Raw genomic sequence first — 14857 nt, forward strand, 5'->3', positions numbered from 1 at the left:
CCGCTACCTCAAATCACGATCAGGTCGGCTTGCAAGGCGCCGGCCTGTTTCAAGGCTTCGAGGATCGCCATCAAGTCACCCGGCGCTGCGCCGACCTGATTCACCGCACGGACGATTTCATCCAGCGTGGTGCCCGGACCGAACTTGAACATCGGCTTGGCTTCTTGCTGGGCATTGACTCGCGAGCGCGGCACAACCGCCGTTTGACCATTGGACAAAGGCCCCGGCTGACTGACGATCGGGTCTTCGGTGATGGTCACCGTCAGGCTGCCGTGAGTCACGGCGGCCGGTGAAACCTTGACGTTCTGCCCGATCACGATGGTGCCGGTGCGGGAATTAATGATGACCTTGGCCACCGCCTGACCCGGATCGACTTCGAGGTTTTCCAGGATCGACAGGTAGTCGACGCGCTGGCTCGGATCCAGCGGCGCCGTCACCCGAATCGAACCGCCATCAAGGGCTTGAGCAACGCCAGGGCCGAGCATGTCGTTGATCTTGTCGACGACGCGCTTGGCGGTGGTGAAGTCTGAACGGTTGAGGTTGAGCGTCAGGCTGTTTCCCTGATTAAAACCACTCGGCACCGCACGTTCGACGGAGGCACCACCGGGAATCCGACCGGCCGACGGAACGTTGACGGTGATCTTCGAGCCATCACGACCCTCAGCATCGAAACCACCGACCACCAGGTTGCCCTGAGCAATGGCGTAGACGTTGCCATCGATACCTTTGAGCGGGGTCAGCAGCAAGGTGCCGCCGCGCAGGCTCTTGGAGTTACCGATGGAGGACACGGTGATGTCCACCAGTTGCCCCGGCTTGGCGAACGCCGGCAAATCCGCACTGATCGATACCGCTGCGACGTTCTTCAACTGCACGTTGCCTGACCCTGCCGGCACCTTGATGCCGAACTGCGACAGCATGTTGTTGAAGGTCTGCAAGGTGAACGGGGTTTGCGTGGTCTGGTCGCCCGTGCCGTTAAGCCCGACGACCAGGCCGTAGCCGATCAATTGGTTGGAGCGTACGCCCGAAATGCTCGCGATGTCCTTCAACCGTTCGGCATGGGCATCCAGAGAAGTGAACAACAGCATGGCCGCGATCAGGTGTTTGAAATTCAACATGGGAAGTTTCATCACCTAGAAAGGGAATAGCGGGCTGAGGAAGAAACGGTCGAACCAACCTGGCTGACTCGCATCGGCAAACGAACCGGTGCCCGAATACGTGATGCGCGCATCGGCAATCCGGGTCGAAGACACGGTGTTGTCGGTAGCGATATCGTCAGCTCGAACCAGACCGGCAATCCGCACCAGTTCATCGCCGGTATTGAGGGTCATCCACTTCTCGCCACGCACGGCGATGATGCCGTTGGGCAAGACGTCAGCGACGGTCACGGTGATCGAACCGGTCAAGCTGTTGCCCTGCCCGGCCTTGCTGTCACCCTTGGTCGCACGGTCACCGCTGTAGCTGGCATCCAGACTCAAATCGCCACTGCCCAACGGGTTATTGGTGTTGGGCGTACTACCGAACAGCGAGGTCAGGCCGATGCCGGTCTTGCTGGTCTTGGCCAGTTGCGAGTTGGCATTTTTACTGGCCTGGGTTTTTTCGTTCAGGGTAATGGTGATGATGTCACCGACCCGGAACGCCTTGCGGTCGCCATACAGGTTCTGCTCGAAACCAGCCTGATAGATCGAACCGTTGTTCGCCGCAGCGGGCAACGGTGTACGCGGCAACACCGGCGCGTAGTAAGGGTCATTGGGCTTCGGCGTCGAGGGCACACAGCCCGCGAGCACAGCGATCCCACTCAGTACTAGAACAGAAACAAACCGATTCATGACCCTACCTCACGGTGTTGCAGGCGACCTCAGGCCGCCTCATAGACTTGATTACAGATTCTGCGTTACGTACGAGAGCATCTGGTCGGCGGTAGAGACCACCTTGGAGTTCATCTCGTAAGCACGTTGGGTGGTGATCATGTTGACCATCTCCTCAACGGTGCTGACGTTGGACGTTTCCAGGGTGTTCTGCAGCGTGGTACCGAGACCGTTCAGGCCGGGCGTGCCGACTTGCGGCGCGCCGCTGGCAGCGGTTTCCAGGAACAGGTTGCTGCCCACTGACTGCAGACCGGCCGGGTTGATGAAGTCGGCGGTTTGCAGGTTGCCAATCACTTGCGACGCAGCGCTACCGGCGGTGGTGATCGAAACGGTACCGTCCTGGCCTACAGTGAAGGTTTGCGCATTGTTTGGAACGACGATCGCCGGCTCCAGAGCAAAGCCATTGGCCGTCACGATCTGGCCGTTGGAGTCCAGGTGAAAGGTGCCGTCACGGGTATAGGACGTCGTGCCATCGGGTTGCAGAATCTGGAAGAAACCGCGGCCGTTGACGGCCAGGTCCAGGGGCTGCTCGGTGGTTTGCAGGCTACCGGCGGTGAAGTTCTTCTGGGTGCCGACGATGCGCACACCGGTACCCACTTGCAGGCCCGATGGTAGCGAGCTGTCCTGGGTCGACTGGGCGCCTGGCTGGCGTTTGATCTGGTACAGCAAGTCCTGGAACTCGGCACGGTCACGTTTGAAACCCGTGGTCGATACGTTCGCCAGGTTGTTGGAAATAGTGGTCAGGTTGGTGTCCTGGGCGGACAGACCTGTTTTGGCAACCCATAGAGCCGGAAGCATTCGATTCTCCTCGTGCGCCTGTTTTACGGCGCTACGTTCTGGTAATTAGCTGATCTGCAAGACCCGAGCCATGGCCTGGTCATCGTCTTTGGCGGTGTTCATCATCTTGATGTGCAGCTCGAACTGCTTGGACAGAGACAGCACCGAGGTCATCTCTTCGACGGCATTGACGTTGCTCGACTCGAGGAAACCTGACACCAGTTGCACGTTGGCATCGGCCTGCGCCGGCTGGCCATCCTTGGTATGGATCGAACCGTCCAGCCCCTTGGTCATGCTCTTCAGATCCGGCCTGACCAGCTTGATGCGGTCGACTTGCGCCATCACCCGCGGGCCTTCGCCCATTGCGCGGACACTGATGGTGCCATCCTGACCGACTTCGATTTTCTGCTCTGGTGGCACCGCAATCGGCCCGCCATTGCCCATCACCGGCATACCGTTGCCAGCCCGCAGCACGCCCAAAGCGTCCACGTTCATGCTCGCGGTGCGCACGTAACCTTCGCCGCCATCGGGGGTCTGCACGGCAATCCAGCCGTCGCCAGTCACCGCCACATCGAGGTCGCGGCCGGTTTCCACCATGGCCCCTGGAGTGAAATCGGTGGCCGGACGTTCTGACAGAGCAAACGCCCGCGCCGGAAAGCTGTCACCAAACACCGGCATCGAACGCGCCTGTTCCAGGTCACGCTGAAAACCGTTGGTGGAGATGTTCGCCAGATTGTTGGCATGTGCCTTTTGCGCCAGTGCATTCTGGCTGGCGCCGGTCATTGCCACGTAAAGGTACTTGTCCACAGTCTTTCCTCTGTCTGCCGGACGTTTGCCGCCCACCGCTGTACTGCTGAGCCATAAGCAATAACTGCACCAACTTTTTTCTGGCGGCTTGAGGGCAGGCAAACAAAGGACTTGAGGGAATCAGCGGGGATTTATGAATTGTGTCAAAGACGAAAAACCGGCGCCGTTATGCCGTTTCATGGCAACGATTGACACCGGGCAACGGCCACCACCGCTATCGCGAGCAAGCTCGCTCCCACATTGGATCTGTGTCGCGCTGAAGATCCCTGTGGGAGCGAGCTTGCTCGCGATGAGGCCAGCACAAACACAACAGGTACCAGCTATGACTCGGTTTTTCCTATCTCGTATTCGCGCAGTTTATTGGCGATGGTGGTGTGGGAAACCCCCAGCCGCTTGCCCAATTGCCGACTGCTCGGATGCTCCGAATACAGCCGTTCCAGCACGGCCTTCTCGAATCGCCCGACAATCGCGTCCAGCCCGCCTTCCAGCGAAAAATCGCCCAGCGGCTGACGCACGCCGTAGTCCGGCAAACGAATGTGTTCAGCCTTGACCGTTCCGCCTTCACACAACGAAACCGCCTGAAACAGCACGTTCTCCAATTGCCGGACGTTGCCCGGCCAGTGGTAATGACTGAGCCGATCCATCGCTGCCGGCGCCAGTTTCGGCAAGGGGCAACCGATCTGCCGGCTGGCCTGATCAAGGAAGTGTTCTACCAGCGGCGTCAAACCGTCGAGGCATTCGCGCAGCGGAGGAATATGCAGGGACAGCACGTTAAGCCGATGGTAAAGGTCCTGACGAAACTCACCACGGGCACACAACTCAGACAGATCGACCTGAGTCGCGCAAATCACCCGCACATCCAGATAAACCTCTTCGTCGCTGCCCACTCGGCGAAAGCAGCCATCCTGCAAAAAGCGCAGCAGCTTGACCTGCAAACGCGGGCTCATTTCCCCTACGCCATCCAGAAACAGCGTGCCACCTGCCGTCAGCTCCAGCAGACCGAGCTTGCCTTCGGCCCGCGCGCCTTCGAATGCACCCGGGCCATAACCGAACAGCTCGGTCTCGGCCATCGACTCCGGCAAACCGGCGCAGTTGAGCGCCATCAACGGTGACTGCCCACGCGGGCTGGCCAGGTGACAGGCGCGGGCCAACAACTCCTTGCCGGTACCGGTCTCGCCTTCGATCAGCAGCGGCGCATCCAGCGGCGCCATGCGGCGCGCTTCGCGAACCACCGCCGCCATGACTTTAGAGCTCTGGAAAATGCTGTCGAAGCCGCGCAGTTCCTGCTTGCGCACATTGTAGATACGCTCGCCGACCCGATCCGCCCGGTGCAGCGTCAGTACGGCTCCAGCCATGGCTTCGCTGTCGTCATGCTCCGATTGCAGCGGCGCGATATCGGCCAAAAATACATCGCCCTTGACCTTGACCCGCAGGCCATTGATCCGCGACTTGTTGGCACGAACCAGTTCAGGCAAATCGAAATCTTCGGCATAGCGCGACAGCGGAATCCCCGGCACCTCATCCACCCGCACACCGAGCAACTGTGCCGCCGCACGGTTCGCCGCAACAATGGAGCCGCCCATGTCGATGGACAGCACCGGAAACTCCAGCGCCCCCAGCAATGCGTTGAGCTCCATATGCCGACGTTCGCTGGGCATCAGCCCTACCCGCTTAACGCCGAACACACCGGCAATCGCCTCAAATTTCGGACGCAGCGCCTGGAACTGGATGTTGATCAGATTCGGGCAATGCAGGTAGATCGCATTGCCGTGCTCGCCGCCGACTTCCCCGCGGGCGACGTTGATCCCGTACTCCACCAGCAGATTGAGAATGTCGCGCAGGATGCCAATGCGATTCTGGCAGTGGACTTTGATACGCATATAAAGGTCCAAAGAGTGTTGTTGGGAGATAAAGGCCCGCTATTTTTTTGCAGTCGGGCTCAGTTTGTCGTCAAGATTATGTGACAGTTACAGGCCTTTTCAAACCGACAGATCTCAATGAGTGCGGGATCAGGGTCTTTTCGTAACGAAAACTTTACGAAAAACAAGGAAAATTCCTACTTACCCTCCAACAGGGGTGCTGCAACTTGTTCTGCTCTGAGCTATCTCTATGGGCATAGCAGGACATAACAAGAACGTATCCCCTAGCAGGAGAGCAGCATGAAGCAGACGCACTACGTGGCTCGCGAGCCCGATGCGCAAGGTTTTATCGACTACCCCGCCGAAGAACATGCGGTGTGGAACACGCTGATCACTCGCCAACTGAAAGTGCTCGAAGGTCGTGCGTGCCAGGAATACCTGGACGGCATCGAAAAACTCGGCCTGCCCCATGACCGCATTCCGCAACTCGGCGAAATCAATAAGGTGCTGGGCGCCACCACCGGCTGGCAAGTCGCTCGGGTTCCGGCGCTGATCCCCTTCCAGACCTTCTTCGAATTACTGGCCAACAAGCAGTTTCCGGTAGCGACCTTTATTCGTACCCGCGAAGAGCTGGATTACCTGCAAGAGCCGGACATTTTCCACGAGATCTTTGGCCACTGTCCGCTGCTGACCAACCCCTGGTTCGCCGAATTCACCCACACCTACGGCAAGCTTGGTCTGCAAGCGTCCAAGGAAGAACGGGTCTACCTGGCGCGGCTATACTGGATGACCATCGAGTTCGGTCTGGTGGACACTCCACAAGGCAAACGCATCTACGGCGGCGGCATTTTGTCTTCGCCGAAGGAAACCGTGTACAGCCTGTCGGCCGAGCCGGAACATCAGGCCTTCGATCCGCTGGAATGCATGCGCACGCCGTACCGCATCGACATTCTGCAACCGTTGTACTTTGTCCTGCCGAACCTCAAGCGCCTGTTCGATCTGGCCCACGAAGACATCATGGGCATGGTCAAGCAAGGCATGCAGCTGGGGTTACACACCCCGAAATTTCCGCCAAAAGCAGCGTGACACGCGCCTTTTGGCATCAGGTGAGTCTGTTACGGGCCGACGCTTTGCTTTAGCGTGGTCCCACCGCTCGGTAACGATGACACCGTTTTCCAAACACTCGATTTCAGGAACACATCATGTCCACATTGAACCAAGCCCATTGCGAAGCCTGCCGCGCCGATGCTCCACAAGTCAGCGACGAAGAACTGCCGGTACTGATCAAACAGATCCCTGACTGGAACATCGAAGTTCGCGACAGCGTCATGCAGTTGGAAAAAGTCTTCCTGTTCAAAAACTTCAAATTCGCCCTGGCCTTCACCAACGCTGTCGGTGAAATCTCCGAGGCCGAAGGCCACCACCCAGGCCTGCTCACCGAATGGGGCAAAGTCACCGTGACCTGGTGGAGCCACTCGATCAAAGGCCTGCACCGCAACGACTTCATCATGGCCGCGCGCACTGACGAAGTGGCCAAAGACGCCGAGGGCCGCAAATAATGCATTTCAATGCCATCGGCCGAGTGCCCGGCGACCCGATTCTCGGCCTGATGGAGGCCTACGCGTCGGATACGAACCCGCGCAAATTCGACTTGGGTGTTGGCGTCTACAAAGACGCCCAGGGCCTGACGCCGATTCTTCAGTCTGTGAAACTGGCCGAACAACGGCTGGTCGATCGGCAAACCACCAAGACCTACATCGGTGGTCACGGCGACGCGCTGTTCGGCAAGGTCATCAATGATCTGGTGCTGGGTGGGGATTCTGAGCTAATTGCTCAGCAACGGGCTGGCGCAACCCAGACCCCGGGCGGCACTGGCGCACTGCGCCTGAGCGCCGACTTCATCGCCCGCTGCCTGCCGGGTCGTGGCATCTGGCTGAGCAATCCAACCTGGCCGATTCACGAAACCATCTACGCAGCGGCCGGCCTCAAGGTCAGCCACTATCCGTATGTCGGCAGCGACAACCGCCTCGACGTCGAAGCGATGCTGGCGACCTTGCATCTGGTGCCCAAGGGCGACGTCGTGCTGCTGCACGCCTGCTGCCACAACCCCACCGGTTTCGATCTGTCCCACGATGACTGGCGCCGCGTACTGGAGATCGTCCGCAGCCGCGAACTACTGCCACTGATCGACTTCGCCTACCAAGGCTTCGGCGACGGTCTGGAGCAAGATGCATGGGCCGTGCGATTGTTCGCACAAGCGCTGCCTGAGTTGCTGATCACCAGCTCCTGCTCGAAAAACTTCGGCCTGTACCGCGAACGCACCGGTGCACTGATCGTCTGCGCAGCCAATGCCGACAAGCTGCTGGATGTCCGCAGCCAACTGGCCTTTATCGCCCGCAACCTGTGGTCGACACCGCCGGATCATGGCGCCGCCGTGGTCGCGACTATCCTCGCTGATCCAGAACTGAAAAGCCTGTGGGCCGATGAAGTCGAAGCCATGCGCCTGCGCATCGCGCAGCTGCGTTCTGGCCTGGTGGAAGCCCTCGAGCCCCACGGTCTTGGCGAACGCTTCGCCCATATCGGCGTACAGCGCGGGATGTTTTCCTACACAGGCCTGACACCGACACAGGTCCAGCGGCTGCGGGAAAACCATAGCGTGTACATGGTCAGCTCAGGACGGGCCAACGTCGCCGGTATCGATGCAACGCGCCTGGATTTGCTGGCGCAGGCCATCGCCGACGTCTGCGCATAAACCCCTACCCCTCCACCGATCGTTCCCACGCTCTGCGTGGGAATGCAGCCCGGGACGCTCCGCGTCCCAACAGCGGACGCAGAGCGTCCATTGAGGCATTCCCACGCAGAGCGTGGGAACGATCATACGATCACTAGGGAACCTCTTCTTCACCTGTCTAGACAACCCCATCCGTCGCAACAATTGGATATAAAAGACTATTTGCCATTTCCAGTGCTGTATCCTCTCCAGGCTTTTTTAAAAGCGCGGATCTACCAGCGATTTAAAAAACAGACCTTGCGAGGAGCGACGACGATGCACGAAATACCTAATCTCCCCTTCCCAAGCCTGCACGAGACTGAGCAGACAACCCCGCAACAAGCCGGCGCCCAACAGCCCGAGCCCAAAGAAGCTGCTGAACGCCGCAAGGCCGACAGCGAAGACTGAGTGTGCTACCCAGACCGTGTGGAAAGCGCTAAATCATGCGCTTTCCACACAGCCTGAACGTTAGAGACCCAAACCATGACCGACAACTTCAGCGAAACCCAAGCCAGCGCTCTGATCGGCACCGCTGAAAAGATGATCGAGATCTGGAATCGCCTCACCCCGCAAAAACAAGCCACACTGCTGCAACGCTTCGGTACCCAGGAAAATGCGCTTGCCGCTCTGGTCGCCACGCAAATGCTGGCCCCCGCCAAATCCTGATATTTCCCGCCAGAATCAAACGGCCGCTGGAACCTCACCGTCGGCACGATAGTTTTTCGTTTTAACGCCCTGCATCAGCACAACCATCGGTATCATAAGCAGCCTATCTATCCCGCTGCCCCGTGGACCTTTACCCATGCCAGATACCCAGCGCCCCATGGCGGTCACGCTGCAAGTCGTTTCCATCGTGCTTTTCACCTTCATTGGCTACCTGAATATCGGCATTCCCCTGGCCGTATTGCCAGGTTACGTGCACAGCGACCTGGGTTTCGGCGCAGTGATCGCAGGTCTGGTGATCAGCGTGCAATACCTCGCCACCCTGCTCAGCCGCCCCTATGCCAGCCGGATCATCGACAACCTGGGCAGCAAACGTGCGGTGATGTATGGCCTGGCCGGTTGCGGTTTGAGCGGTGTGTTCATGCTGCTGTCGGCCTGGCTGCAGAGCATGCCGGCCCTGAGCCTGACCAGTCTGTTGATCGGCCGGCTGGTGCTAGGCAGCGCTGAAAGTCTGGTGGGTTCCGGTTCGATTGGCTGGGGCATCGGCCGGGTCGGCGCCCAGAATACCGCCAAGGTTATTTCCTGGAACGGCATCGCCAGTTACGGTGCCTTGGCCATTGGTGCGCCACTGGGGGTGCTGTTGGTCAATCAACTAGGGCTCTGGAGTATGGGCGTCAGCATTCTGTTGCTGGCCGCACTGGGGCTGCTGCTGGCCTGGCCGAAAACCGCTGCACCCATCGTGGTCGGTGAACGTTTGCCATTTCTGCATGTATTGGGGCGGGTGTTGCCACACGGTTGCGGCCTGGCTTTGGGCTCGATCGGTTTTGGCACCATCGCCACCTTCATCACGCTGTATTACGCCACTCAGCACTGGTCCAACGCCGTGCTGTGCCTGAGCCTGTTCGGCGTCTGCTTCATCGGTGCGCGACTGCTGTTCGGCAATCTGATCAATCGCCTGGGTGGCTTTCGCGTGGCCATTGCCTGCCTGTCGGTGGAAAGCCTGGGACTCTTGCTCTTGTGGCTGGCTCCCGATGCTCACTGGGCATTGGCCGGCGCAGCCTTGAGCGGATTCGGCTTTTCACTGGTGTTTCCGGCCCTGGGCGTGGAAGCGGTCAATCTGGTGCCGGCCTCCAGCCGTGGTGCGGCGGTAGGGGCTTACTCGCTGTTCATCGACCTGTCGCTGGGCATCACCGGGCCGCTGGCCGGAGCAATTGCCGCTGGCTTTGGCTTCGCTTCGATCTTTCTGTTCGCCGCCCTGGCAGCCATGAGCGGCCTGATACTGAGTATCTACCTGTACCGGCAGGCGCCGAAATACCGTGAAGAGCGCCAAGCCCGCTAAAAATCTATCTTGCCGCGCCCGGCCTTAATCGAGCCACGCTTGGTCTTTGATTCCAGCCGACGTTTCTTCGATCCCAACGTCGGCTTGGTCGGACGTCTCTTCTTTTCTATCTTGGTGGCACTGAGAATCAGCTCGGTCAGACGCTCCAGTGCATCGGCGCGATTCTGCTCCTGGGTCCGATACTGCTGCGCTTTGATAATGATCACCCCTTCGCTGGTAATGCGACTGTCGCGCAGGGCCAGCAGCCGTTCCTTGTAGAACGGCGGCAAGGATGAGGCCGGAATATCGAAGCGCAGATGCACCGCACTGGAGACCTTGTTGACGTTTTGCCCACCCGCGCCTTGGGCACGAATGGCGGTCAACTCGATCTCGGCATCTGGCAGATGCACATTGTTGGAAATCACCAGCATGGAGAACGGTCCAGTATCAGGGCGTTCAGGATACCGCGAATGCCGTTCGTAATAGCGGATCATCACGGCGAGCAGGTAAAGCCAGGCATGGCTGTCGGTAAAATTTATTTACAAACGCTGCTCCTGCACCTACTGAAGAAGAGTTGATTTGTTTTGAACGACCGTACTAATCTCGGGGTTCACATCAACGGGGCATGATAGCTAATGAATCTTGAAAATATTCGATACCATATTGCAGTTACCCTCTTGGTTTTAGGCTGTTCAATTCCGATCATGGGAATGGTTGTCTGGGCAATAACCGAGATAATCCCACTTGAAGGCCGATCTTTAAAAATCGCCTACATAGCAACCTATATACCTATCGTATTATTTGGCTTGCGCTTCTATATCCCAAGACTACGCGGACTTACGTAAAGCACATTACGAACCATCAATTAATCCTTGACAACTACGTTACCCCCCTCACAAGTCAAAGCTTAAAACTAATGAACCTTGAAAATATCCGATATCACATTGCAGTCACACTATTAGTTTTAGGCTGCTCTGGACTACCCACCGGTGTTATTGTGTTTGGAATAAGAAAACTTATCCACATAGATGAGAACCACCTAGACACTGTCTACTTAATAACATACATAATCATCGTTATTTTTGGCTTGCGATTTTACATCCCAAGAATGCGCGGCTTGACATAACAAAACACCACACCACGCAATTTCACCTACTCCCCCTTCGTTTGACTTTCCTCATAAATTGCTTTCAATGTTATAGAATCAACTAAACCCTCAAAAAACAAGGCCACCATCCCGGCTTGCTGATAGACCCGTTCATTACTAACAGGGTCAAATCTAAAAAGTTGTACCGAGCCTGGCTTTCGCACCATTCTGAACATTCCGTAACCCGACAAAATTAAGTCTGTAGTGTAATACGCCACATTACCGCTATAACTATCCCTAAACAACGCCTGATAACCACGTCGAATAGGTCCTTGACTCGCAGGTGTGTCTGGGCCGTTATAAATATTAGCCACACCTTCGGCGATATTGTTAGCCCCATGACCGACTAGAAGCGCACCCGGTACAACTCCGACTCCCCAAGATGCCCCTGCAACCACTACCCCAGCTTTAATCTGCGCGCCTCCTGCCAAAACACTGATACCGTTCTGAGTATAAAAGAGTGCCTTGGCTAATAGCTCTGCGTGTTCAGCCCTGATCTGTTGCAGACCCTGCCACGCACTAATCATCCCTTCATCAACCGCCTGAATAATTTCATTAGCATAGGAGGACACAATCGAACTAAATCGAAGCCGCATAAATCCATCAGGAATATGCGCCATGCCTATACTGCATCCAACTGCAACCAGATCAGAAGCCGACCTGGTTACATCGTGAATATCGCAAGAGCCCTCATTCATTCTCATTCTGCCAAGAACTATAAGCATTTGTAGCCCCAGGAACGTGCGCCCAGGCAATATCTCTATAACGAATGGACACCAGCTCTTGCGGCTCTGCATCGTTCATACGAACGGCGTGGGGGACTTGCAGGCTGATATGGGTAATACGCGCACCTCTTAGGTGTATGGAGTAATATCGTTCCTGGCCGCCAGTCGCAGAGGTTCGGTAAAAATTGATCTTGCACTCCACTTCTTCACCCTCATGCAGCGCACTTGCCAACAATGGTGATGACATATCGATGCTCTTGGTAATCATGATCGGCATGTGCTTGCCGCGCCCACCTGCCATGCTACCGTCATTGCCCGTGAGCATGTCGTGAGAATAAGCCAGCACCATGATTTCATCTTGATGGCCAAGCTGGCATTTGTTGCCGATAGAATCAGGACCGGAGCAACCGGCAGAAATCAAACCTTGGCGTTTGCCGGCAATACTCATGTAGCTGTGACTGGCCATACGTACCACTCCTTGTATTCGGAGGTCAGGCTATGACAAAAAGGGGCAGGTCTGTTGTAGGCCGTTTCTGAATTTAACGAGCGACCGTCTTTTTTCAGGATCCTGCGAATACTGTTCTGAGCAACAGCTGATCACCGTAGGAACGGCGCTTCAGCACTACCGCGAAGGTTTTGCATCACCCACAAAAAACCCGGCACTTGGCCGGGTTTGTTGTTTCTGCATGATGGGTTACCGCACCGCAGAACCGGCCGCACTCAACGCCTGTTGAGCACTGCGCTTGTTCTTGATGCCGTAGCAGATCCACATGAACGCTACCCACACCGGAATCGCGTAGACCGAGATCTGGATGCCCGGGATCAGCAGCATGACGCCAAGGATGAACACCACGAACGCCAGGCAAATGTAGTTGCCGTACGGGTACCACAGCGACTTGAACAGCGGCGTCTGCTTGGTGCGGTTCATGTGCTGGCGGAACTTGAAGTGCGAGAAGCTGATCATCGCCCAGTTAATCACCAGGGTCGCAACCACCAGCGACATCAGCAATTCCAGCGCCTGTTGCGGAATCAGGTAGTTGAGCACCACGGCAACGAAAGTCACCGCCGCCGACGCCAGAATCGAACGCACCGGCACGCCGCGTTTGTCGATCTTCGCCAGCGCCTTCGGTGCATCGCCCTGTTCGGCCATGCCCAGCAGCATACGGCTGTTGCAGTAGGTGCCGCTGTTGTACACCGACAACGCCGCGGTCAAGACCACGAAGTTAAGGATGTGCGCCGCGGTATTGCTGCCCAGCATCGAGAACACTTGAACGAACGGGCTGCCGCTGTAGGCATCGCCGGACGCGTTCAGACTCGCCAGCAGGCTGTCCCATGGGGTCAACGACAGCAGCACGACCAGTGCACCGATGTAGAAAATCAGGATCCGGTAGATCACCTGGTTGATAGCTTTGGGGATCACGGTCTTCGGCTGGTCAGCCTCGGCTGCAGTGAAACCAAGCATTTCCAGGCCGCCGAAGGAGAACATGATGATCGCCATGGCCATCACCAGACCACTGACGCCATTGGGGAAGAAACCACCGTGCTCCCACAGGTTGGTCACCGAAGCCTGCGGGCCGCCGTTGCCGCTGACCAGCAGGTAGCTGCCCAGGGCGATCATGCCGACGATGGCCACGACCTTGATGATCGCAAACCAGAACTCGGCCTCGCCAAACACTTTGACGTTGGCCAGGTTGATCGCGTTGATCATTACAAAGAACACGGCCGCCGATGCCCAGGTCGGGACGTCTGGCCACCAGTAGTGCACGTATTTACCGACCGCAGTCAGCTCCGACATGCCCACCAGGATGTAGAGAATCCAGCAGTTCCAGCCCGACAGGAAGCCGGCAAAACCGCCCCAGTATTTGTGGGCGAAGTGGCTGAACGAACCGGCTACTGGCTCCTCGACGATCATTTCGCCCAGTTGGCGCATGATCATGAAGGCAATGAAGCCACAGATCGCGTAGCCGAGGATCATCGATGGACCGGCCGATTTCAGAACGCCGGCAGAGCCCAGGAACAATCCGGTACCGATCGCGCCACCGAGGGCGATCAGTTGAATATGACGATTTTTCAGGCCGCGTTTCAGCTCGCCTGAATGCGAGTTTTGTCCACTCATTAAAAGGGTCTCACGCAAGGTTTGATGATGTTTGGTTGCTGCTTGGGTACGGATTTAAGCAGCGCAGATCAAACCCCAGCGCAGGCACCAGGAGTTCAGCGTTTTTTTACGAGTCATGCGTCACCTGTTTGTTTTTATCTGTGACGAAATCGAACCCACCACGCTTGTGACGCGGCGGAGTTAACAAAGCGGATAGCCTTGAGTTTATTGGCCTTGGGCAATCGAACGGCGTGCTGGGAGCAAGCGAGTCATGACAGCCGACAGGCGCAAAATGCGCGGATACGCAGTTGAGTCACAGTTAAAACGCCGCGCATTGTACACGGGGAGAGTCGGTAGGAATGGATCACGGCGTACATTGCGCCTCCTTGTTGTTATGGCCTGCACGACAGGCATGGGGCGCATAACACCCTCACCAGCGATGGGAGACAACCGGTGTAGAGCCTTGCGGCCAGCAATGACGGCGCGAATTCGGCAGGATTTCCTTACGTTACTGAAGATCCGTCGATTCCATGGGTGAAAATCGGGATATTCGTAAATATTTCTTTACGAAGCGGAACACAAAATTTCCACTACAGATCGGCCGAGGGATGGGTCGTTGCGACTGACGCCATCGCGAGCAAGCTCGCTCCCACAGTGGACCTGTGTTGATTGATCGTTCCCACTCTGCTTGGGAACGATCATTGGAATCGAGTAGGAGGCGGTCTCACAACCGCCGTCCTCTCACACCACCGTACGTACGGTTCCGTATACGGCGGTTCAGGTTATGCGATTAAGCCGGTTTATCGTATCCAGTATTGAGACCAACCCGAG

The 14857-nt window shown here is 57.1% G+C and carries 15 protein-coding genes; 6 read left to right on the forward strand and 9 right to left on the reverse strand.

The features are described from left to right. Positions 1–8: 8 nt before the first annotated feature. From ACN1C3_RS29840 to ACN1C3_RS29860, 5 genes are all read right to left on the reverse strand, one after another. A complete protein-coding gene (locus tag ACN1C3_RS29840; protein WP_419119307.1) occupies positions 9–1115 on the reverse strand; it encodes a flagellar basal body P-ring protein FlgI in 1107 nt (368 codons plus the stop codon). Positions 1116–1130: 15 nt separating this feature from the next. Beyond that, positions 1131–1826: a flagellar basal body L-ring protein FlgH gene (gene flgH, locus ACN1C3_RS29845; protein WP_419119308.1), complete on the reverse strand. Its 696-nt coding sequence runs from the start codon at positions 1824–1826 to the stop codon at positions 1131–1133. Between the two features lie 51 nt (positions 1827–1877). Next, positions 1878–2663, reverse strand: a complete 786-nt coding sequence (gene flgG, locus ACN1C3_RS29850; RefSeq protein ID WP_419119309.1) for a flagellar basal-body rod protein FlgG — start codon at positions 2661–2663, stop codon at positions 1878–1880. A 45-nt stretch (positions 2664–2708) separates the two neighbouring features. After that, positions 2709–3449 carry a flagellar basal body rod protein FlgF gene (locus ACN1C3_RS29855; RefSeq protein WP_419119310.1) on the reverse strand — a complete coding sequence of 247 codons (741 nt, stop codon included), beginning with the start codon at positions 3447–3449 and terminating at the stop codon, positions 2709–2711. Between the two features lie 320 nt (positions 3450–3769). Next, positions 3770–5329, reverse strand: coding sequence for a sigma-54-dependent transcriptional regulator (locus ACN1C3_RS29860; protein WP_419119311.1), 1560 nt, complete (start codon positions 5327–5329; stop codon positions 3770–3772). Between the two features lie 279 nt (positions 5330–5608). Here ACN1C3_RS29860 and phhA point away from each other — a divergent pair, with 279 nt between their 5' ends. The 6 genes from phhA to ACN1C3_RS29890 all read left to right on the forward strand — a co-directional run bounded on the left by phhA (position 5609) and on the right by ACN1C3_RS29890 (position 10080). Further along, the gene (gene phhA / locus ACN1C3_RS29865) at positions 5609–6394 is read left to right on the forward strand and encodes a phenylalanine 4-monooxygenase (RefSeq protein ID WP_419119312.1); all 786 of its coding nucleotides are present in this window, start codon (positions 5609–5611) and stop codon (positions 6392–6394) included. Positions 6395–6510: 116 nt separating this feature from the next. Beyond that, positions 6511–6867, forward strand: coding sequence for a 4a-hydroxytetrahydrobiopterin dehydratase (locus ACN1C3_RS29870; RefSeq protein WP_419119313.1), 357 nt, complete (start codon positions 6511–6513; stop codon positions 6865–6867). Next, positions 6867–8060 carry an amino acid aminotransferase gene (locus tag ACN1C3_RS29875; RefSeq protein WP_419119314.1) on the forward strand — a complete coding sequence of 398 codons (1194 nt, stop codon included), beginning with the start codon at positions 6867–6869 and terminating at the stop codon, positions 8058–8060. Before ACN1C3_RS29870 ends, ACN1C3_RS29875 begins: the two co-directional genes overlap by 1 nt. 294 nt (positions 8061–8354) lie before the next feature. Next, positions 8355–8486, forward strand: coding sequence for a hypothetical protein (locus ACN1C3_RS29880; protein WP_419119315.1), 132 nt, complete (start codon positions 8355–8357; stop codon positions 8484–8486). A gap of 75 nt (positions 8487–8561) precedes the next feature. Beyond that, positions 8562–8744 carry a hypothetical protein gene (locus tag ACN1C3_RS29885; protein ID WP_419119316.1) on the forward strand — a complete coding sequence of 61 codons (183 nt, stop codon included), beginning with the start codon at positions 8562–8564 and terminating at the stop codon, positions 8742–8744. A gap of 136 nt (positions 8745–8880) precedes the next feature. Beyond that, a complete protein-coding gene (locus ACN1C3_RS29890) occupies positions 8881–10080 on the forward strand; it encodes an MFS transporter (protein ID WP_419119317.1) in 1200 nt (399 codons plus the stop codon). Here ACN1C3_RS29890 and arfB read toward each other — a convergent pair. The 4 genes from arfB to ACN1C3_RS29910 form a co-directional block, all read right to left on the reverse strand. Further along, positions 10077–10490: an alternative ribosome rescue aminoacyl-tRNA hydrolase ArfB gene (gene arfB / locus ACN1C3_RS29895; protein WP_419119318.1), complete on the reverse strand. Its 414-nt coding sequence runs from the start codon at positions 10488–10490 to the stop codon at positions 10077–10079. The genes ACN1C3_RS29890 and arfB overlap by 4 nt on opposite strands. A 721-nt stretch (positions 10491–11211) precedes the next feature. Continuing rightward, positions 11212–11826: a DUF4225 domain-containing protein gene (locus tag ACN1C3_RS29900; RefSeq protein ID WP_419119319.1), complete on the reverse strand. Its 615-nt coding sequence runs from the start codon at positions 11824–11826 to the stop codon at positions 11212–11214. Positions 11827–11896: 70 nt separating this feature from the next. Next, positions 11897–12397 carry an Hcp family type VI secretion system effector gene (locus ACN1C3_RS29905; RefSeq protein WP_419119320.1) on the reverse strand — a complete coding sequence of 167 codons (501 nt, stop codon included), beginning with the start codon at positions 12395–12397 and terminating at the stop codon, positions 11897–11899. A gap of 228 nt (positions 12398–12625) precedes the next feature. Further along, on the reverse strand, positions 12626–14047 hold the full coding sequence (locus ACN1C3_RS29910) for an amino acid permease (RefSeq protein WP_419119321.1): 1422 nt from the start codon (positions 14045–14047) through the stop codon (positions 12626–12628). Positions 14048–14857: the final 810 nt, after the last annotated feature.

This window comes from Pseudomonas sp. H11T01 (assembly GCF_048515765.1).
GTDB lineage: Bacteria > Pseudomonadota > Gammaproteobacteria > Pseudomonadales > Pseudomonadaceae > Aquipseudomonas.